The organism is Streptomyces sp. NPDC022552, from assembly GCF_055561875.1.
In genome coordinates this window covers 832,407-850,769 of sequence record NZ_JBVHGJ010000002.1, presented here as the reverse complement: position 1 = coordinate 850,769, position 18,363 = coordinate 832,407, and the positions used below count along the sequence as shown (strand labels likewise).

At 73.5% G+C, this 18,363-nt stretch carries 18 protein-coding genes and 1 pseudogene; 9 read left to right on the top strand and 10 right to left on the bottom strand.

Annotated features, from left to right (window positions below; translation table 11 throughout):
* Positions 1–106: 106 nt before the first annotated feature.
* Positions 107–463: a cupin domain-containing protein gene (locus tag ACZ3OF_RS08770; RefSeq protein ID WP_361669176.1), complete on the bottom strand. Its 357-nt coding sequence runs from the start codon at positions 461–463 to the stop codon at positions 107–109.
* A 536-nt stretch (positions 464–999) separates the two neighbouring features.
* Here ACZ3OF_RS08770 and ACZ3OF_RS08765 point away from each other — a divergent pair.
* Genes ACZ3OF_RS08765 through ACZ3OF_RS08750 form a run of 4 tightly spaced genes read left to right on the top strand, consistent with a single transcriptional unit; the run spans position 1,000 to position 4,897 of the window.
* Positions 1,000–1,860, top strand: coding sequence for a hypothetical protein (locus tag ACZ3OF_RS08765; protein WP_361669178.1), 861 nt, complete (start codon positions 1,000–1,002; stop codon positions 1,858–1,860).
* A complete protein-coding gene (locus ACZ3OF_RS08760; RefSeq protein ID WP_361669181.1) occupies positions 1,844–3,046 on the top strand; it encodes a hypothetical protein in 1,203 nt (400 codons plus the stop codon). Before ACZ3OF_RS08765 ends, ACZ3OF_RS08760 begins: the two co-directional genes overlap by 17 nt.
* A 49-nt stretch (positions 3,047–3,095) precedes the next feature.
* Positions 3,096–4,010 (top strand): pseudouridine-5'-phosphate glycosidase, encoded by a 915-nt coding sequence (locus tag ACZ3OF_RS08755; protein WP_361669183.1) that lies wholly within the window; start codon positions 3,096–3,098, stop codon positions 4,008–4,010.
* Complete coding sequence (locus ACZ3OF_RS08750) at positions 4,007–4,897, top strand: carbohydrate kinase family protein (protein WP_361669185.1); 891 nt, start codon at positions 4,007–4,009, stop codon at positions 4,895–4,897. Before ACZ3OF_RS08755 ends, ACZ3OF_RS08750 begins: the two co-directional genes overlap by 4 nt.
* Positions 4,898–4,960: 63 nt before the next feature.
* On the opposite strand, the gene ACZ3OF_RS08745 is transcribed toward ACZ3OF_RS08750, so the two are convergent.
* The 3 genes from ACZ3OF_RS08745 to ACZ3OF_RS08735 form a co-directional block, all read right to left on the bottom strand.
* Complete coding sequence (locus ACZ3OF_RS08745) at positions 4,961–5,608, bottom strand: nucleoside/nucleotide kinase family protein (protein WP_361669188.1); 648 nt, start codon at positions 5,606–5,608, stop codon at positions 4,961–4,963.
* Positions 5,609–5,653: 45 nt separating this feature from the next.
* A complete protein-coding gene (locus ACZ3OF_RS08740; protein WP_361669756.1) occupies positions 5,654–6,181 on the bottom strand; it encodes a cupin domain-containing protein in 528 nt (175 codons plus the stop codon).
* A gap of 112 nt (positions 6,182–6,293) precedes the next feature.
* Positions 6,294–6,923 (bottom strand): winged helix-turn-helix transcriptional regulator, encoded by a 630-nt coding sequence (locus tag ACZ3OF_RS08735; protein WP_467303567.1) that lies wholly within the window; start codon positions 6,921–6,923, stop codon positions 6,294–6,296.
* Between the two features lie 84 nt (positions 6,924–7,007).
* Here ACZ3OF_RS08735 and ACZ3OF_RS08730 point away from each other — a divergent pair, with 84 nt between their 5' ends.
* Both ACZ3OF_RS08730 and ACZ3OF_RS08725 read left to right on the top strand, forming a co-directional pair.
* Positions 7,008–8,219 carry a pyridoxal phosphate-dependent aminotransferase gene (locus tag ACZ3OF_RS08730; protein ID WP_315890786.1) on the top strand — a complete coding sequence of 404 codons (1,212 nt, stop codon included), beginning with the start codon at positions 7,008–7,010 and terminating at the stop codon, positions 8,217–8,219.
* A gap of 48 nt (positions 8,220–8,267) precedes the next feature.
* Entirely contained in the window at positions 8,268–9,701 is a 1,434-nt protein-coding gene (locus tag ACZ3OF_RS08725) for an MFS transporter (RefSeq protein WP_467303837.1), read from the top strand.
* A gap of 306 nt (positions 9,702–10,007) precedes the next feature.
* Here the strand turns inward: ACZ3OF_RS08725 and ACZ3OF_RS08720 are convergent.
* Together ACZ3OF_RS08720 and ACZ3OF_RS08715 are read right to left on the bottom strand one after the other, a co-directional pair.
* Positions 10,008–10,094 (bottom strand): annotated as a pseudogene (locus tag ACZ3OF_RS08720).
* A gap of 37 nt (positions 10,095–10,131) precedes the next feature.
* On the bottom strand, positions 10,132–10,866 hold the full coding sequence (locus ACZ3OF_RS08715) for a DUF7873 family protein (RefSeq protein WP_361669192.1): 735 nt from the start codon (positions 10,864–10,866) through the stop codon (positions 10,132–10,134).
* Positions 10,867–10,947: 81 nt separating this feature from the next.
* Between ACZ3OF_RS08715 and ACZ3OF_RS08710 the strand changes: the two genes are divergently transcribed.
* On the top strand, positions 10,948–11,406 hold the full coding sequence (locus ACZ3OF_RS08710) for a hypothetical protein (RefSeq protein ID WP_467303564.1): 459 nt from the start codon (positions 10,948–10,950) through the stop codon (positions 11,404–11,406).
* Between the two features lie 10 nt (positions 11,407–11,416).
* Positions 11,417–12,076, top strand: coding sequence for a DUF2293 domain-containing protein (locus ACZ3OF_RS08705; protein WP_361669196.1), 660 nt, complete (start codon positions 11,417–11,419; stop codon positions 12,074–12,076).
* Between the two features lie 25 nt (positions 12,077–12,101).
* On the opposite strand, the gene ACZ3OF_RS08700 is transcribed toward ACZ3OF_RS08705, so the two are convergent.
* From ACZ3OF_RS08700 to ACZ3OF_RS08690, 3 genes are all read right to left on the bottom strand, one after another.
* Positions 12,102–12,926 carry a chaplin gene (locus tag ACZ3OF_RS08700; RefSeq protein ID WP_467303563.1) on the bottom strand — a complete coding sequence of 275 codons (825 nt, stop codon included), beginning with the start codon at positions 12,924–12,926 and terminating at the stop codon, positions 12,102–12,104.
* Between the two features lie 176 nt (positions 12,927–13,102).
* On the bottom strand, positions 13,103–14,452 hold the full coding sequence (locus ACZ3OF_RS08695) for an SWIM zinc finger family protein (protein WP_467303562.1): 1,350 nt from the start codon (positions 14,450–14,452) through the stop codon (positions 13,103–13,105).
* Positions 14,449–17,304 (bottom strand): DEAD/DEAH box helicase, encoded by a 2,856-nt coding sequence (locus tag ACZ3OF_RS08690; protein ID WP_467303560.1) that lies wholly within the window; start codon positions 17,302–17,304, stop codon positions 14,449–14,451. The genes ACZ3OF_RS08695 and ACZ3OF_RS08690 overlap by 4 nt, the downstream gene beginning before the upstream one ends.
* A 187-nt stretch (positions 17,305–17,491) precedes the next feature.
* Between ACZ3OF_RS08690 and ACZ3OF_RS08685 the strand changes: the two genes are divergently transcribed.
* The gene (locus ACZ3OF_RS08685; RefSeq protein WP_467303558.1) at positions 17,492–17,824 is read left to right on the top strand and encodes a hypothetical protein; all 333 of its coding nucleotides are present in this window, start codon (positions 17,492–17,494) and stop codon (positions 17,822–17,824) included.
* Positions 17,825–17,840: 16 nt separating this feature from the next.
* Here the strand turns inward: ACZ3OF_RS08685 and ACZ3OF_RS08680 are convergent, their stop codons facing one another.
* Entirely contained in the window at positions 17,841–18,290 is a 450-nt protein-coding gene (locus ACZ3OF_RS08680; protein ID WP_361669204.1) for a DoxX family protein, read from the bottom strand.
* Positions 18,291–18,363 lie beyond the last annotated feature (73 nt).

The following is an 18,363-nucleotide window of genomic DNA, read 5'->3' as shown; positions in this document are numbered from 1 at the left end:
CTCCGCGGGGGCCGGGCGCCGAGGCCGCGGGCCCGGCGGCGAGCCGAGCCCGTCCCACCGCACGCCACGCCCGGCCCGGCTCCCGGCTCCCCCGCCCCACCGGGATTCAGAGGCTGATGTGGTACGCCTTGCGCAGCGTCTCGTGGACCGTCCAGGTGGTCCGGTCGCCCTCGCGCAGGACGCACGCGTCACCGGGTCCGATCTCCAGCGTGTCTCCGCCCTCGACGGCGACGGTGGCCCGTCCGCTGACGACGACGAAGAGCTCGTCCGCCTCGGTGTCGGTGACCACTCCGGGAGTGATCTGCCAGATGCCGCGCACCTGCTTGCCGTCGGCGGACTCCCAGAGGACCTTGCCGGTCACCTCGGGCGTTCCCGAGACGATCTGGGCGGGGTCGAGCGGCTCGGGCTCGAGCTCCGCGTCGGGGATGTGGACGGCGAACGAGGGCTGGTCATGTGTCGTCATGGCCGGTGACTGTAGCGGGGGCTTCGGGACTCCTCACCGCCAGGACCGCTTGGAGGAATCCCCTCCGCTTCGCCGCTGACCAGCCGACTTCGCCGGATCCGAGGGCCGCGACGAAATCCGAAGTACCCCCGGGGGCAGCGCGGGACGGGCCCTGGAAGAGGGTGTCGCCGTACCGGGCGGTCTGCATCCGGCGGCGGCCACCGATTCCGAAGGAGTGGTCGACGCGGCCAATCGGCGTACGTCCGGTCGTTGTCGGACCCGAGGGCGTCGTAGAAGTGGCAGATGAACACTTCGGCCCCCGCGGGGGCGGAACCGCTCATACGCGCACACCGCCGAGGCCGGCATCTCGGCGCCGCACGGCCGGAAACCAGAGCCGGCGGAACGGTCGGTGGACCGATGTTCCCGCTGGTCACCGCAGGCGCCTTTGGTGCGCCCAATGTTGGTCGGACGGAATCCCCCGAGCCCCCTGTCAAGCCTGGCGTGTGCGCGTCAAACTCGCTCGTGACCTCCTCCCCCACCTCCGACAGGAGAGTGCGATGCCCGCGTCGTCCTTCATCGCTCGCAAGGCCCCCCGCACCGCCACCGTCCTGACCGCCGCCGCGCTGCTCGCGGTCCTCGCGGCCGCGCCCACGGCGCAGGCCGCCTCCGAGCCCTCGGCCCGTGAGCCGATAGCCCCCGGCGCCTCCTACAAGGCGGCGTACGACACCCTCGGTCCGCAGCGACTGACCCCGGCCCAGCAGAGACTGAGCGACGCCAAGCAGGCGGCGGCGACCAGGGCGTACAACGGGATCCGCACCCAGGCGGCGCTCGCCGGGTACAAGCTCTCCGGCGGCTTCCACCAGTCCCAGAAGACCTCGTACTGGTGCGGCCCGGCCACTCTCGTGATCGCCCAGTCCGCGGCGGACGAGGTCGCCGGCCGCTCCCAGCAGGACGCGGCGAACCTCCTCAGGACGACCACCAGCGGCACCGCCTGGTACGGCATCAACATCAACGTCCCCAGCCCTACGGGCTACCCGATGGCCGACGCACTGAACTACCGCCTTCCCGGAGCCGGTTACGTGCCCCGTGCGCTGCCGTACACCCCCTCCGCCACCGACAAGGCGAACTTCAAGCAGCACATCACCCACAACACCGACAACGACTACGCGATCGCGGGCAACGCCTGGGAGGTGCCCGGCGGCCCCCACCTCGTCGGCCACCCCAACGTGGAGATATTCCACTGGGTCGCGATCGACGGCTACAACACGGACAACGCCGCCGGGCAGGTCAACTACCTCGACCCCGTGGGCGGGGTGAGCACGAGCGTGATCTCGTGGGCGGGTTCCGTACCCAAGTCGGCGCACATCTCGTCCGACACCCTCACCACCATCATGGGCGGCCGTGGTTACGTCTGGTAGGACCCTCTCCCCGGTCGGCGCCCGGGCGGCACTGACCCTGCTGCTGGCGGGCATCCTGGTCGCGGGATGCTCGTCGACGCGGCACAGCGGCCCGGAACCGACCCCGCGCGAGTCGACCGCCCCCGCGCCGCGACCCACCGCGCTCGCCGCCGCGTGCGAGGTGAAGCTGCCGGCGGCCTGGCGCTCCGCGCTCGCCGCGGGCGAGCTGCGGGCGCCGGCCGGCGAGCGGGCGGTGCTCACCGACACCGGCCCCGGCTGGACAGCCGTCCAGCTCAGCGGCGGCGACCGCAGGCGGGCGGCGCTGGTGGCCGGCGGCGGTGCGCCGCGCACGCTGCTCGCGCTCGCCGACCCGGTCGAGCACCAACTGCTCGCGGCCGACTTCGACGGCCGCCGGTGGGCCGCGTTCGCCGTCCTGGAGGGACGGACGCTGGACAGCCCGTGGAGTCTGTACGTGTGGGACGCCGAGACGGGCTCGTCCCGGCGGCTCGCCCGGGCCGACCGGCCGGGGCCGCTCCCCCAGCCCGTCGTCCGCGACGGCACGGTCCACTGGGCGCAGGGGGCCGGCGACGGCAAGGCCACGGTGTACGCGGCCTCGGCCTCGGGCGGCGCCCCCCGCGCCCTGCACACGGGCGTCGTCGACGCCCCGTTCGCGGCGGGCGGGTTGCTGGTGTGGCGCGAGTCCACGGGCTCCGGCACCCGACTGGCGGCCGTCTCGCTCGTGGACGGGCGGCCGGCCGCGCTGCCGGGCCCCCTGGCCTCGCTCCGGGACATCCGCTCGGTCGTCGCCGACGGCGGAACGGACGGAGGGAGCAGGACGAACGGACGGAGCGGCTCCGGTGACACCTGGGCCTGGGTGGCGGGCGAGGCCGAGCCGCGCCTGATGGTGTGGCGGACCGGCGACGCGCGGCCCACGGCGGTCGTGACGGCGTCCCCGGCCGTCGACGGCATGGACCAGCTGCGGATCAGCGGCCGGCTGGTCACCTGGCGCACGCCGGAGACGTCGTACGCCCTGGACCTCGGCTCGGGTTCGTACGCGCGGATCACTCCCGCCTACGGCTACGCGCAGGCCAGGGGCGGCGCGCTGGCGGTCGCGTACAGCCTGGGCAACGCCAAGACCGACGGCTCCCGGCCGGTGATCCAGGTGGTCGACGCGGTGCGGCTGCCCGCCCTGCCGCGGTGTGGCTGAAGCTCGCCACCGAGGTTTGAGTGGCGCGTGGGCGCGCCAGAAATGGGACATGTCCACACAGGTGTACGAAGAGGTGCGGGAGGCGCTCCACGAGGGCCGGCCCGTCGTCGCGCTGGAGTCCACGATCATCGCCCACGGCCTGCCGCGCCCGCGCAATCTGGCCGTGGCCGGAGAGCTGGAGGCTCTGGTGCGGGCCGGGGGCGCCGTGCCCGCGACGATCGCGGTCATCGACGGGGTGGCTCATGTCGGGCTCGACGAGCGCGGGTTGACGCGCATCGCGGAGGACCCGGCCGTACGGAAGCTGGGCCACCGCGACCTGGCGCCGGCGCTCGCCACCGGGGCGACGGGAGCGACGACGGTCTCCGCGACGGCGTGGCTCGCGGACGCCGCCGGCATCCGGGTCTTCGCGACCGGCGGGCTCGGCGGGGTGCACCGGGAGTGGACCGAGACCCAGGACGAGTCGGCCGACCTGCGGCTGCTCTCCCGGGTCGGCGTCACGGTGGTGTGCGCGGGGGTCAAGTCGATCCTCGACGTCCCCGCGACGCTACAGCGGCTCGAGACCCTGGGCGTGACGGTGGTGGGGTACGGCACGGAGCGCTTCCCGGGGTTCTATCTGGCCTCCTCGGGGGAGCCGGTCGACTGGACGCTGCGCACACCGGAGGAGGTGGCGGGCGTGATACGGGCCCAGGACGCGCTGGGCGAGCCGCGTGGCGCGATGATCGTCGCCAATCCGGTGCCGGAGGCCGAGCAGTTGGATCCTGAGCTGCACGACCGGGTCCTCGCCCAGGGCCTCGCGGCGGTGAGGGAGAAGCGGATCGTGGGGCAGGCCGTGACGCCGTTCCTGCTGGAGTATCTGATGGTGCACACGGACGGGGCGTCCCTTGAGGCGAACCTGGCGGCGGTGCGCGGGAACGTGCGGCTCGGGGCGGGGATCGCCTCCGCGTACGCCGCCTTCGGCGCATGAGCGGTCTCCTGGTCGTCGGCGACGTGGTCACCGACATCGTCGCCCGGTACGGGACACCGCTCATGCCGGCGACCGACACGGTCGCCGACATCCGGCGGCTGCCGGGTGGCGCCGGCGCCAATGCGGCCTGCTGGGCGGCGCGTTCGGGCGCGCCGGTGGCACTGCTCGGCCGGGTCGGCACGGACGAGGCCGGGTGGCACGACCGGGCGCTCCGCCGGGCGCGCGTTCGGCCGATGCTCGTACCGGACAGCGAGGTCGGCACGGCGACGGTGATATCCCTGGTCGACGCGAGCGCCGAGCGCACGTTCCTGACCGACAGCGGCGCGGCGCTGCGCATCTCCCCCGCCGACTGGTCCGACGCGTTCCTCCACGGGATGGCTCGTCTCCATCTGTCGGGATACCTCTTCTTCGCCGAGTCGAGCCGTGCCGCCGCGCTGAGAGCGATGGCCGGGGCGCGGGAGGCGGGGATACCGGTGAGCGTGGATCCGGCGTCCGTGGGGTTCCTGAAGCAGCTGGGTGTGCAGAGGTTCCTCGAGGCCGCGCGGGGTGTGGAGGTGCTCTTCCCGAACGCCGACGAGGCCTTGCTGCTCACGGGGTGCGCCGAGCCGGAGGAGGCGGCCATGACCCTGAGCCGGGCGTTCCCGCTCGTCGCGGTCACCCTGGGCGCCGGGGGCGCTCTGGTCGCCGAGGCGGGTGCGGTCACGAGCCGGGTCGCGGCTCCGGAGGTGTCGCCGGTGGACTCCACGGGCGCGGGTGACGCGTTCGCGGGGGCGTTCCTGGCGGCCCGGCTCGCGGGCGCGGACACCCGCGAGGCGGCCGAGGCGGGCTGCCGAGCCGGCGCGGAGGCGGTGACCGTGGTGGGCGGGCGGCCGTCGACGACGCGGTGACCGGGGGGCGGGTGACCGCCGACGACGCGGTGACCGGGGGCGGGTGACCCCGGCGGTACGCCCCTAGGGCACGTCCTGGCCTGGGAGCCCCGTCCAGGCCGGGTGGCGCGGGTCGTCGGCGCGGACGACCACGTCGGCGGCCTCGGACGGCCCGACCTCGTTCTCGTACCGCTCGAAGGCGGGCAGGGTCCAGAGCTCCTCGCTGCGGCGGGTGAGGGCCGCGGGCGAGAGCCTCAGATGCACGGTCGTGTCGAAGGGGAACCAGTGCCCGAGGAGGAACGGCCCGTGCACCACGAGCACTCCGCCGGGCGGCAGTTCCACGTAGGGGCTGCGCGTGGCTCGGTCGGTGACGGGGTCCCACAGGTCGGGCAGGACGCGCCCGCCGCCGCCCGCCTCCAGGGGTCCGAACACCTCGCGCCACAGCGCGCCGGTGTCGAACCAGTCGCTGTAGTACGAGTCGGGGTCCCGCTTCCCGTACTCGTACCGGAGCGACGCGGGCCGCAGGAACCCTCCGGTGCCGACGACGAGCACGGACCGCCCGCGCAGCCGCAGGGCCTCCGCGATCCGCTCGGCGGTCTCCCCGGTCGGCGCCGCGGGCGCGCCGTCGACGGCGAGCTTGAGCCACGCGCTCCCGTCACCGGGGGTCGCGCCGTCGACATGCGCGGCCAGGTTCTCCGAGAGCCGCTCCCAGGTGATCGCTTCGAATCGCACGGACGTGACCTTGCCACACCCGCGTGACGGTTCGCCCGAGGGGCGTCAGCCCTGCGCGCACTCCGGCTCGGGCTCGTCGACGGAGAGCGGGGCGCCCTCGGGCAGCAGGTAGGTGACGTAGAGGACGACGGGCTCGGCGCCGAGGTTGCGCCCGATGTGCACGTGCCTGCGGCCCGCGGGCTCGATGAACGCCTCACCCGCGGAGGTCGCCTCGACCGAGCAGTCGTCGAGGGTGCGGGTCAGCGTGCCGGACTGGACGACGGCGATGAGCTGGCCGGGGTGGTGGTGCCATCCGGTGGAGCCGCCGGGCGCGATGGTGATGGTGCGGACGGTGACGTCGGTGTCGCCCTTGGGCGCCTTGATCTTCAGCCTGCCGTCGGAGGTGCCCTTGGCGAGCACGGTGCCGCTCACGCCGGTGCCCGGCGTGGCGAGCGCGGCGGACGGGACGACCGCCACGGCGGCGACCGTACCCGCGACGACCAGGCCCTTGCGCAGCCGCAGCCGCAGCCCCAGCCCCGACCCCGACCACAGCCCCACCTGCGACCGCGACCGCCGCGCGCCGAATATGCCCATCCCCATGGAAACCCCCTCCAACTCCCGGGCGCGGTCGCGTGATTCACGACCGTCGACCGCCGGGACGGCCATACGGTAACCCGGGGGAGGCGGCCCGGGCGGCCGAATGATCTCAGCCAGTCCGCACGGTCTCGTCCAGCCACGCGCGCCCCGCCGCGATTGCCTCCGTGAGCGTCAGCTCCCCGGTCGCCAGGGCCCGGCAGGTCGCGGTGTCCGTGCGCAGGTGCGCGTCCGGGGCCTCGGCCGGCCCGTCCGCGTACGAGACGGCCTCGTCGCCCCCGACCCGTACATGGAACACGCCCTCGTCCAGGGTCACTTGCACCACTCCCGTCACCACCCCCTCCAGGGCGTGGAGCAGCGGGATCGCGAACCAGTGGGCGCGTACGGCGTCGGTGGGGCGCGGGTCGTCCAGGGCCGGCGCACCCCAGTCCGCCAGGGCCCGAAGGACCGGAAGCAGCTCGCGTCCGCGCCCGGTGAGCTCGTACACGTACGCCGAAACGGGTGGCGGCAGGCGGCGGCGCGTGACGAGTTCGGCGCCCTCCATGTCCTTGAGGCGGCCGGCCAGCATGTCCGTGCTGACGCCGGGGAGATCGGCGTGCAGATCCGTGTAGCGGCGGGGCCCGGCGAGGAGTTCACGGACGATCAGCAGCGTCCAGCGATCGCCGACGACGTCGAGGGCGCGCGCGGAGGCGCAGTACTGGTCGTAGCTCCGGCGGCGCGGCTGGCGTGACTGACGTGGCATGCGACGCAGTCTAGACAAGTTGTTGGACTTTCCAAGCTCTAACTTGGTAAAACCAAGCATCAATCCTTCTGGGGAGGTCGTCGCATGGAGTTCCGGCAGTCGAGCAAGCTGAGCGAGGTCTGCTACGAGATTCGCGGCCCGGTCATCGAGCACGCCAACGCCCTGGAGGAGGCGGGCCACAGCGTCCTGCGCCTCAACACCGGCAATCCCGCGCTCTTCGGCTTCGAGGCGCCCGAGGAGATCGTCCAGGACATGATCCGGATGCTCCCGAAGGCGCACGGCTACACGGACTCCCGCGGCATCCTCTCCGCCCGGCGCGCCGTCGCCCAGCGCTACCAGGCCATGGGCCTGCCGGAGGTCGACGTCGACGACGTCTTCCTCGGCAACGGTGTCTCCGAACTGGTCTCCATGGCCGTCCAGGCGCTCCTGGAGGACGGCGACGAGGTGCTGATCCCCGCTCCCGACTTCCCCCTGTGGACGGCGGTGACCACCCTCGCGGGCGGGAAGGCCGTGCACTACCTCTGCGACGAGTCGGCCGACTGGTACCCGGACCTCGACGACATGGCGGCGAAGATCACCGACCGCACGCGCGCCGTCGTGATCATCAACCCCAACAACCCCACGGGCGCGGTGTATCCGCGGGAGATCGTCGAGGGCATCCTCGACCTCGCCCGCCGCCACGGGCTGATGGTCTTCGCCGACGAGATCTACGACCAGATCGTCTACGACGAGGCCGTGCACTATCCCGCCGCCTCCCTCGCCCCGGACCTCGTCGTGCTCACCTTCGGCGGGCTCTCCAAGACGTACCGCGTGGCGGGATTCCGCTCCGGCTGGCTGGTCGTCAGTGGCCCGCAGCAGCACGCGAAGAGCTATCTGGAGGGGCTGACCATGCTCGCCTCCATGCGGCTGTGTCCGAACGCGCCCGCCCAGTACGCCATCCAGGCCGCGCTCGGCGGCCGGCAGTCGATCCACGAGCTCACCGCCCCGGGCGGCAGGCTCCACGAGCAGCGCGACAAGGCCTGGGAGAAGCTCAACGAGATCCCCGGCGTCTCCTGCGTGAAGCCGAAGGGCGCCCTGTACGCCTTCCCGCGCCTCGACCCGAAGGTGCACAAGATCCACGACGACGAGAAGTTCGTCCTCGACCTGCTGCTGCGCGAGAAGATCCAGGTGGTCCAGGGCACCGGCTTCAACTGGCCGCGACCGGACCACTTCCGGATTCTGACGCTGCCGTACGCCGACGACCTGGACGCGGCGATCAGCCGCATCGGACGCTTCCTGAGCGGCTACCGGCAGTAGGGCAGCCCGACCCCTACGCTGGCTCGTGACGTGGGCCTCCGCGGACGGATGGGAGTTGGCGCCGTGGAGTTCGGGAAGTCATCGGGCGGTGACGGTTCCACGCCCCCTCCCGAGCCGCCACCGGAGCCGGAGCGACGGTCCTGGGCGCCGCTGCTCGCGGTGTGCGCCGGGTACTTCATGGTGATCCTGGACGTGACGATCCTCAACGTCGCCGTTCCGGTGATCGGCCGGGAGCTGTCGGCCTCGCTCACCGGCATCCAGTGGATCACCGACGGGTACACGCTGGTCTTCGCCGGGTTCCTGCTGACCGGTGGCGCGCTGGGCGACCGCCTCGGCAACCGCCGGGTCTTCTGCGCGGGCGTCGCCGTCTTCATCGTGTCCTCGGCCGCGTGCGCGCTCGCGCCCAGCACCCCCTTCCTCGTGACGGCCCGCCTGGTGGAGGGCCTCGGCGCGGCGCTGATCGTGCCCGGTTCCCTCGCCCTGCTCCAGCAGGCCTACCCGGCGCCGGCCGCCCGATCACGCGCCTTCGGGCTGTGGGGTTCGATGGCGGGCATCGCCGCCTCCGCCGGGCCGCTCCTGGGCGGACTGCTCGTCTCGACCGTCGGCTGGCGCTGGGTGTTCCTCATCAACCTGCCGGTGGGCGCGGCCTGTCTGCTGCTGACACTGCGCCACGTGGAACGCTCGCCGCGGCGCGCCGGCCGGGCACTGGACTGGCCGGCTCAGGTCGCGGTCGTCGCGGGGGTGGCGCTGCTGACGGGTGCGCTCAACGAGGCCGGACGGCGGGGCTGGTCGGATCCGGTCGTCCTGGGCGGACTGGCCCTGGCCGTGCTGTCCGCGGTGGCGTTCGCGGCGCGCGAGCGGCTGGCCCGGTCCCCCGCCCTCCCCCTGGAGCTGCTCCGAACGCGCGCCATGGGCGGCGGAGCCGTCATCGGGCTGCTGTTCAACTTCGGCTTCTACGGCATGGTGTTCACCGCCAGCCTGGAGTTCCAGCAGCATCGCGGCTACAGCGCCCTCGAAACGGGCCTCGCGCTGTTTCCGGCCGTGGCGATGACCATGTTCGCGTCCGTCCTGTCCGGACGGCTGGCCCGCCGCACCGGCGACCGTCCGCTGGTGATCTCCGGCATGCTCCTGGCCGCCCTGGGGCTGGCCGGCTGGGCCGCCGCCGGGCCCGACCCCGCGTACGCCCTGCTGGTGGCCCCGATGATGGCCGCGGGGTTCGGTACCTCCTTCGCCCTCACCGGCTCGACCGCCACCGTGATGGGCGCCGCTCCACCCGCGTACTCGGGGACCGCGTCCGCCCTGTTCAACACCACCCGGCAGATCGGGAGCGCCACCGGGGTCGCGCTCGGTGGCAGCCTGCTCGTCACCGCCGCCGACGACGGGGCCGGGCTGCGCGTCAGCATGGCGGTGGGCGCTCTCGCCTACCTGACCGCCGCCGTCCTCGCCTGGCTGTGCGTCCCGGCGAAGTCCCGTACGGCGTAGGGCGTCGAGGCCGGAAAAGGAGCGGGTCCGAGGGCGTAGCCTGCCCCCGGACCCTGTTCGATGCCACTCACATCACACGCCGGCACACTTGAGGACCCGGGTCAGTCGTCATGGCGTCGCGTCCTGCCGTTGGACCACCGCCGATCGAGCTCGGCGGACCAGATTCGAACTGGCATTTCGACGCACCAGGGCCCGGGCCCGGTCGATCCGGCGATGAGCGGCGAATGCTGAGTCTGGAGCAATAGTCTGAGATTGATCGCGGTCTGCCTCTGCCTGGTTGGGCTATCCCGGCTCGGAAGGTGAGAGCGCCGGGAGGAGGACTCGAACCTCCACTGGAACCGCGGATTCACGACAAGCTTCAGTTTCAGCTTTGCGCTCCTCGCGCACCCCGGCCGTGTTCTGTGGCCGGGGAGTTCATGGGGTCTTCCCGCTACCCGAAGAGGTAGCCGAAGACGGCGTCGCCGACGCGCTGGTCGGTGACCTCGGCGCCGTTCGCCTCCTCACGGGCGAACTTCACCGCCTGCTGGAGCTTCTCCACCCGCTCCAGAAGCTCGTTCACCCGCCGGGCCGGCAGTGCGCCGGAGAACTTGACGGTGGTCCAGTATCCGACCGGCACGTCCTCGTAGTACACCTCGACCTGCGCCGGGTGCTTGTCCGTCGCCTCCGCCTTGACGTGGTTGCGCGGCACCTTCTTCGTCCGGACCGTCCGCACGACCTCGGTCTTCCACGCGTCGGTCGACGGGTCCTGCGTCCACGACTCGGCCGCGTCGAGGACCGGCAGCTTGCGGACGAAGGTGTGGATGTCCGTCAGCTGCTTCTCCAGGAAGAGGAGGTACGCGACGGGTACCTGGCTCACCAGGACGCGTCCGTCGACGGTGATGTCGGCGCGCGCCTCGCAGTTGGCCCAGTCCTTGGTGGCGGTCACATCGAACAGCCTCGTCAACGCCCGCGCGGTGTCGCGCAGTACGTCCTCGGCCTTCACCTGCACCAGCGTGGACTCGGGCGGAAGCTGCTCGCCCTCCTCGTCCTTCGGCTGGTACGTCCGGGAGATGCCGGCGAGCAGGGCAGGCTTCTGCAGTCCGTGGTGCGCCGCGGTGAGGTCCTGCTGCGCCCTGGACTTGACGCCCTTCTCCACTGCGATGATCTGATTGAGTTTCGTTGCCACACGACGGACCTTAGCCGGGGCCGAGACGGTGAATCGAACGATTATTGCCACCACTTGAGCGCGCGGAGGAGCGACCGGTTCATGGATGCGGCACTGATCGCCGTGGCGGGCACCCTGCTGGGTGTGATCGCCACGCACTGGTTCCAGAGCCGGGCCGCGGAGCGTACGGCGGCGCTGGCCCGCGGCGAACAGCTGCGGCAGGAACGGATCGCGGCCTACAGCGCCTTCGCGGGCGCGGTCGTCGACTACCGGCGCAGTCAGAACGACCGCTGGTTCCGTGCCCTGGAGGTCCCCGACTCGGAGCAGGCGGAGGCGTCGCGCTACGCCTCGTACCGTCAGCGCACCGCCACCCGCCAGGCACTCTTCCGCGTCCAGCTGGTCTGTGACGACGCGGACATCCGCCAACTGGCCGAGTCCGCCTTCGAGATGACCAACTGCATGCACGAGGCGACCGGCGAGGAGGACCGCGCCCGTCGCTCGCAGGAGGCGAAGGCGACGCTCGACCGGTTCATCGCCGCCGCCGCTCCCGGCGTGCACTGAGGAGGCCGGCATGGACCTGGTCGCCCCCGTCGTCGTCGAGCCGCTCAAGCGCCGCCGCTGCTCGGAGTGCCACCAAGGGCCTCTGGAGCGGATGATCGTCGAGTTCAACGCGCCCGTCTGCCTGGACTGCGCCGACCTGGGCCATCTGGTGTTCCTGCGCCGCGGGGACACCGCCCTCACCCGCCGGGCCCGGGAGGCCAGCGCGCTGTGGGCGGTGGTCGTACGGCACAACCGGCGCCGTACCCGGTACGAGCGTCAGGGGCTGCTCGTCGAGGAAGCCGCGCTCGCCCGGGCCGAGGCGGCCTGCCTGGCCGACTCGGAGGCGCGGGCGAGGCGGCGGGCCCGGGACGCGGCGCGCCGCGCGGCGCGGGACGCGGAGGTCACGGCGGCGCTGGAGGCCGAGATCCTGCGGCTCTTTCCGCGCTGCCCCCTGGACCGGGCCGCGGAGATCGCGGCCCACGCCTCGACGAAGGGCAGCGGCCGGGTGGGACGTACGGCGGCGGGGCGGGCGCTCGACCGCGGCGCGGTCACGGCCGCGGTGCGGGCCGCCGTACGGCATGTCGACACCGAGTACGACTCACTGCTCATGCGCGGGGTCCCCCGGCACCAGGCCCGGACCAGGGTCGCACCCGCCATCGAGACGGTGCTCCGGGCCTGGCGCCCTGGGTGAGACCGGGAGGACCCGCGCGGGGGGCTCAGACCTGCGCGCCCATGCCGCGCGCCCGGCGGTACAGGAGTGCGCCGCCGAGCAGCAGGGCCGCTCCGGCCGGGGCCGCGTAGCCGACCAGCTCAGAACCCGTGCTGGCGAGCGCGACCGAGCTGGTCCGCGGGCCGGGCGCCGGGGCGGGCTCCTCGGTCTCGGTCTCCGTCTCGGGGACCGGGACGGGGAGGTTCCTCGGCGGCGTGGGCTTCGGCTCCTCGCCGGGCCCCTCGGGGTGGGACGGGCCGTTGACCGAGGTGTTGCCGAACGCCGGGTTGCCGATGCCGACGACGTTGACGGAGTTGCCGCTCACGTTGACCGGGAGGTCGATGGGCAGCTGGAGACCGTTGCCGGACAGCACACCGGGAGAGCCCTCGGCGTGCCCCTCGGCGATCGCGCCGCCCCCGTTGGACGAGCCGCTGTGGGACGAGCCGCCGTGGGACGAACCGGCCCCGGAGCCGCCGTGCTGGCCACCGCCGTGCTGGGAACCGCCGCCGTGCTGCCCGCCGCTGCGCGGAGTGCCGGGCAGGTCCTTGTGGGCCCTGCCCGGGCCGTCGGCGTCCGAGCCGCCCGACCCGCTGATGTTCGCGCAGCGGTTGCCGGCGGCCGGGTTGAGCAGCCCGATGACGTTGACGGTGTTGCCGCAGACGTTGACCGGGACGTGCACCGGCAGCTGCACGGTGTTGCCGGAGCCGACGCCCGGCGAACCGACAGCGGCGCCCTGTGCACCGGAGTCGGCGTGCGCGGCGCCCGCCGAGAGCGCGAGCGCGCCACCCGTGACCATCAGTGTGGCCAGACCACTTCGGCGAATGTGCCTCATGGCTTCCTGCCTTCCGGAGGTTTTCACGGGCATTCGCCCGTACCGCAATTAACGCGATCCCGGCGAGGCCGGATCAGGCCGGTGGCGTGTTTCACTCCATCGAGTGGGATTGACCTCGAACGGACGGGGCAGCCTCTGTCGTTCGATCGCCTGGCGGTATGGCCGTGCGCCGGCGGTCAGCGCCCCAGCAGATCGGTGAGTGCGCCGACGGGGTCGGCGTCGGGTGTGCCGCGGGGCCACCAGTCCTCGCGGTCGGCGTCCGACTCGTAGCCGTACCAGAGTCCGTCGCGGCCGAAGCGGAGCTGGAGGGAGCGGGTCGACAGACGGTTGCGCCAGGGGCGGAAGGCCGGGAAGTCGGCGGCGAGCAGGGCGGGGCGGGCGCGGTCGAAGGGGCCCGCCGGCGGGTCCCAGGGCTCTTCGAGGACGGCGAGTCCGGCGGCTCCGCCCTGCCGCCAGGCGGCGACGGCGCGGGCCAGGTCGGTGGGGGTGCGGTCCAGGGCGTACGCGAGGTCGCGGTAGAGCGCGCGGGTGGAGGCCGTGAGACCGGAGCCCGGATGGGCGGCTGCCAGCCGGACGGCGTCCTGCCAGGGGGTGAGCGTGGCGACGGGGTCGTGCCCGGTGACCAGGAAGGCGTGGGCCCGGGCGGCGGCCTCCGTGGCGAGCAGGTCCAGGGCGAGCGGAGCGAGAGGGGGGTACCCCCGGCCTGAGGCTGGGGAAGGGTCGGGCGCGTGGGGGTCCGGGGGGTAGGCGGGCGGGCGGCCGGGCTGGGCGGGCGTGGGGAGGGGAGGGGGCAGCGACGGCAGGGCGTGACCGGGGTGGGGGGCGAGTGCGGTGCGGGCCGGGACAGTGGCCATCGGGGGCGCCGCCGCCGTCCTCTCCGCGGCGGAGCGGGCCGCGTTGCGCTGGGTGAGGGCGGCGAGGATCTCCTGCTCACCGCGCCCCCTCATCAGGAAGAGGACGAACGGATCCTCGTCGAGGAGCCGCGCCGACTGGTAGCACAGGGCGGCGGCGTGCTTGCAGGGGAAGCCGTCGTCGGGGCAGGAACAGTCGGGGACGAGGTCTCCGGGCGCGGGCAGCAGACCGGTGACGGCCCCAAGGGCGTGCGGAACGTCCTTGTCGAGCAGCGCGGCGATGTGGTCGGGCCGCGCCGCGACCTCGTCGAGGAACCGCTCCCAGCCGTCGTCGCCGAGGGTCCGCAGCCGGATCTCCGTGCGGTACGGACGGGGGCGGGTGCCGTGGACGTGGGCGACGACCCGGCCGGGGGTGACCGTGATGGCGTCGACGTGCCCGCGTCCGGCGTACGCCTTGCCGCGGGCCAGCCGCGCCGGATCGAGGGCGGTGTCCTCCAGGGCCTCCACCCAGGCGTTGCCCCACCAGGTGGCGGCGAAGCGTCCGTCCGGCGCCTCGCGCGGGGCGAGGGCGGGGAACGTGCGGCGCAGGTCGTCGTGGCGGGGGCCGGCGAACCTCCCGGAGGCGGGGCGGCGGGAGCCGTCGGGGCGCGGCGGGGAGCCGGAGCGGCGGTTCACGACGGCCTCCTCAGGGACACCAGGTCCGCCAGCTCGCGGTCGGTCAGCTCGGTCAGGGCGGCCTCCCCGGTGCCGAGGACGGCGTCGGCCAGGGCGCGCTTGGCGCGCAGCATCTCGGCGATGGTGTCCTCCACCGTGCCCTCGGCGATCAGCCGGTGGACCTGGACGGGCTGGGTCTGTCCGATGCGGTAGGCCCGGTCGGTGGCCTGCTCCTCGACGGCCGGGTTCCACCAGCGGTCGAAGTGCACGACGTGGCCGGCGCGGGTCAGGTTGAGCCCGGTGCCCGCCGCCTTCAGCGACAGCAGGAAGACGGGCACGTCGCCGGACTGGAAGCGGTCGACCATGCGCTCGCGCTCGGCCACCGGCGTTCCTCCATGGAGCAGTTGGGCCGGGATCGCGCGGGCTGCCAGATGGTCGGCGAGCAGCCGGGCCATGGAGACGTACTGGGTGAAGACGAGGACGGAGCCGCCTTCGGCCAGGATCGTGTCCAGGAGTTCGTCGAGCAGGGCGAGCTTGCCGGAGCGGCCGGCGAGCCGGGCCGTGCCACCGCCCTTGGCCGTCTGCTCCTTGAGGTACTGGGCGGGGTGGTTGCAGATCTGCTTGAGCGAGGTGAGCAGCTTCATGATGAGCCCGCGGCGCGCGATGCCCTCCGCGCCCTCGATCTGGGCCATGGTCTCCCGGACGACCGCCTCGTAGAGCGAGGCCTGCTCGCGAGTGAGGGCCACGGGGTGGTCGGACTCGGTCTTGGGCGGCAGTTCGGGGACGATGCCGGGGTCGGACTTGCGGCGGCGCAGCAGGAAGGGCCTGACCAGCCGGGCGAGGCGCTCGACGGCCTCCTGGTGCTCGATCTCCTCGTTGTTCTCGACGGCGCGCGCGTGGCGGGAGCGGAAGGCCTTGAGGGGGCCGAGGAGGCCGGGGGTGGTCCAGTCGAGCAGGGACCACAGCTCGGAGAGGTTGTTCTCCACGGGTGTGCCGGTGAGGGCGACGCGGGCGGCCGTGGGGATGGTGCGCAGCGCCTTGGCCGTCGCGGAGAACGGGTTCTTGACGTGCTGCGCCTCGTCGGCGACGACCATCCCCCACTCCTGCTCGGCCAGATGCGGGGCGCTGGTGCGCAGGGTGCCGTAGGTGGTGAGGACGAAGCCGCCGGTGCCGGACTCCGGGGAGAGTCCTTCGAGGGAGCGGTCGGCGCCGTGGAAGCGGCGCACGGGGACGCCGGGGGCGAACCGCTGGATCTCCCGCTGCCAGTTGCCCAGCAGGGAGGCGGGGCAGACGACCAGGGTGGGCGCGCGGCGGGCGCGGCGCAGATGGAGGGCGATGAGGGTGACGGTCTTGCCGAGGCCCATGTCGTCGGCGAGGCAGCCCCCGAGGCCGAGCGAGGTCATCAGATCGAGCCAGGCCAGTCCGCGCAGCTGGTAGTCGCGCAGGGTGGCGTCCAGACCGGCGGGTGCCTCGACCTCCTCGGGGCCGGCGACGAGCCGGTCCCGGAGCGTCGCGAGGGCGCCGACGGGCACGGCCGGGACGGTCTCTCCGTCCACCTCGGCGGTTCCGCTGAGGGCGACGGCGAGGGCGTCGACGGGCTCCAGAAGGCCCAGCTCGCGCTTGCGGGCCTTGCGGACCAGGTCGGGGTCGACGACCACCCACTGGTCGCGCAGCCGCACGATGGGGCGGTGCGATTCCGCGAGGGCGTCCATCTCCCGGTCGGTGAGCGGGTCGCCGTCGAGGGCCAACTGCCAGTTGAAGCGGAGCAGTTCCTCGGTGTCGAAGAACGCGGTGCCGTCGGTGGCGGAGCCGGGGGCGGCGATCGGCGGCCGCACGACGGCGGAGGCGCTGAGCGAGCGGGCCAGCTCACGGGGCCAGTGGACGGCCACCCCGGCGTCCGCGAGGCGGGCGGCGGCGGGGCCGAGGAGCTCGTACAGCTCGTCCTCGGTGAGGGCGAGGACATCGGGGACGTCGCGCTCCAGGAGCCCGCCGAGCGGCGGCCAGACGCGGGCCGCGCGGCGCAGCGCGAGGACGGCGTCGATCCGGGCACGCGGTCCGAAGAGTTCGTCGCCGTCGCCCGCCCAGAGCGCGGCGGCGTCGATGACGAGGGTGGGGTCGGCGAGGCTGTGGATCTGGAGGAGGGCCGCGGCGGCCCTCCGCTCGTCTCCGCCCTCCTCGGCGATGTCGAAGAGTTCGTATCCGCTGAGGTCGAGCCGGAGCGAGACGCGGACCCCGGCGTCCATGCCGGCCGCGGCCTCGGCCGCCCAGGCACGCGCGCGGGGCAGGTGCTGCGCGGCGCGCGCGGCGAACGGCGCGCCGGCGGCGTGGACCGCGGCAGGCGTACGGGGCAGGGTGTCGGCGACCGCGTCGAGGAAGGCCCGCACCAGCGCCTCCGGCTCGGGCAGCTGGAGCGGGCTGCGCCCGGGGACGGGCACCGCGTGGGCCTCATGGGGCATGGCGGCGGCGACGGCCCGCAGATGGGCGATGTCGTCGGCGTCCAGCGGCCCAGCCCGCCAGGCGTCCAGGTCGTCTGCGGTGAGCCCCGGCAGCAGCCGGCCCCGTGCGGCGAGGTGCAGGGCGTGCAGGGCGGCGGCGCCCCAGCAGGCGGTCGCGGGGTGGGCGCCCGGGTACTGGCGGGCGGCCACCAGATGGGGCAGGGCTTCGGCGATCGCGAGGATCACGGCGGGGACGGTGCGGCTGCGGACTCCGGCGCCGTGCCGCCGTACGACGGTGAGCTCCGTGACCTCCGTGCCCTGGCCCGGGGACACGGGCAGTGCGCCGCCGTCCGGCGACCAGAAGGCGACGCGCCCCTCCCGGGGCAGCGAGGCCGGGAGGAAGACGGCGGCGCAGGTCTGCCAGGTGTGCTGGGTCATGGCGCTGGTCACCTCCCGTTCCGCGGCGGATTCCTTCTGGATCTCCGACCTTACGGGTGGGGTCTGACAACGGGCCTCGCGCGGCTTCGCCCGGGCGGCCCAGCAGCGGATGACAGCCCGCCCGGCAGGCGGCAGGGTGGCGTGAACAGGGCTTCTGCCGCCTCCGCCCGACAGACGAGGAACCGCCATGTCCGTTCACCGGCGTCTCGGCACCGCCGCCGGGGCCGCGCTCCTGACGCTCACCGTCGCGGGCTGCTCCGGCCTCGGCCGCACCGCGGTGGGCCCCGTCGTCTACGAGACCGGGCGCGAGGTCGTGGTCTCCGTGACGAGCCCGCTGGTGACCGGATGTCACCGCCTGGCACCGTCCGGCGCGACGGCGATCGAGAACCAGACGCTCATCGACATCAAGGCGTACACGAACCAGAACTGCCAGGGCGACTCCATCTACGTCGCAACGAACACGAGCAACCGGATCGCGCCGGACACCCTCCCCTGGCGCAGCTACAGCTTCGTGCACTGAGCGCGGAACGGTCGCCTCAGGCCCGGCGGCGGAGGATCAGCGCGAGAAGCTCCGCGGTGCGGTCGCGGCGGGTCCAGGCGATCACAGCGAGGGGCACGGCGAAGAGGACCGGTGTCAGGGCGTACTGCCCGTCGAAGACGGTCAGCTGGGTGACGAAGGCCCCGGCCATCAGGCCGATGAGCGCCGTCGCCGCGGCGCCGGACAGGATCGGGATCACCAGTGCCACCGCTCCGGCCAGTTCCAGGGCGCCGACCGTGTACATCAGCCAGTCGCCCCATCCGATCTTGTCGAAGGACTCGGCGGCCGACCAGTGTCCGACGAGCTTCGGCGCCGCGCTCGGGATCGCGAAGGCCAGGGCGAGGAGGATCTGCACGACCCGTACGGAGATGTCGGCGCGGCGGCCCAGGCGGCCCGTCCGCGCGGTGGTCACGGCGGCGTCGGTCGTGGAGGCGATGTCGGTGGTCATTGGGTGATCCCCCTGCTGTCGGCGTTGCGTGCGCTGTCACAGGGGTAGACGGGCGGGGCACCGGAAACTCATC

Excerpts from the sequence above, each read along its gene's own strand:
- ACZ3OF_RS08690 (WP_467303560.1), bottom strand. The coding sequence starts at position 17,304 with ATGACCCAGCACACCTGGCAGACCTGCGCCGCCGTCTTCCTCCCGGCC.
- ACZ3OF_RS08700 (WP_467303563.1), bottom strand. The coding sequence starts at position 12,926 with ATGAGGCACATTCGCCGAAGTGGTCTGGCCACACTGATGGTCACGGGT.
- ACZ3OF_RS08730 (WP_315890786.1), top strand. The coding sequence starts at position 7,008 with ATGGAGTTCCGGCAGTCGAGCAAGCTGAGCGAGGTCTGCTACGAGATT.
- ACZ3OF_RS08750 (WP_361669185.1), top strand. The coding sequence starts at position 4,007 with ATGAGCGGTCTCCTGGTCGTCGGCGACGTGGTCACCGACATCGTCGCC.
- ACZ3OF_RS08705 (WP_361669196.1), top strand. The coding sequence starts at position 11,417 with ATGGACCTGGTCGCCCCCGTCGTCGTCGAGCCGCTCAAGCGCCGCCGC.
- ACZ3OF_RS08680 (WP_361669204.1), bottom strand. The coding sequence starts at position 18,290 with ATGACCACCGACATCGCCTCCACGACCGACGCCGCCGTGACCACCGCG.
- ACZ3OF_RS08740 (WP_361669756.1), bottom strand. The coding sequence starts at position 6,181 with ATGGGCATATTCGGCGCGCGGCGGTCGCGGTCGCAGGTGGGGCTGTGG.
- ACZ3OF_RS08685 (WP_467303558.1), top strand. The coding sequence starts at position 17,492 with ATGTCCGTTCACCGGCGTCTCGGCACCGCCGCCGGGGCCGCGCTCCTG.
- ACZ3OF_RS08755 (WP_361669183.1), top strand. The coding sequence starts at position 3,096 with ATGTCCACACAGGTGTACGAAGAGGTGCGGGAGGCGCTCCACGAGGGC.
- ACZ3OF_RS08725 (WP_467303837.1), top strand. The coding sequence starts at position 8,268 with ATGGGAGTTGGCGCCGTGGAGTTCGGGAAGTCATCGGGCGGTGACGGT.
- ACZ3OF_RS08710 (WP_467303564.1), top strand. The coding sequence starts at position 10,948 with ATGGATGCGGCACTGATCGCCGTGGCGGGCACCCTGCTGGGTGTGATC.
- ACZ3OF_RS08770 (WP_361669176.1), bottom strand. The coding sequence starts at position 463 with ATGACGACACATGACCAGCCCTCGTTCGCCGTCCACATCCCCGACGCG.
- ACZ3OF_RS08765 (WP_361669178.1), top strand. The coding sequence starts at position 1,000 with ATGCCCGCGTCGTCCTTCATCGCTCGCAAGGCCCCCCGCACCGCCACC.
- ACZ3OF_RS08735 (WP_467303567.1), bottom strand. The coding sequence starts at position 6,923 with ATGCCACGTCAGTCACGCCAGCCGCGCCGCCGGAGCTACGACCAGTAC.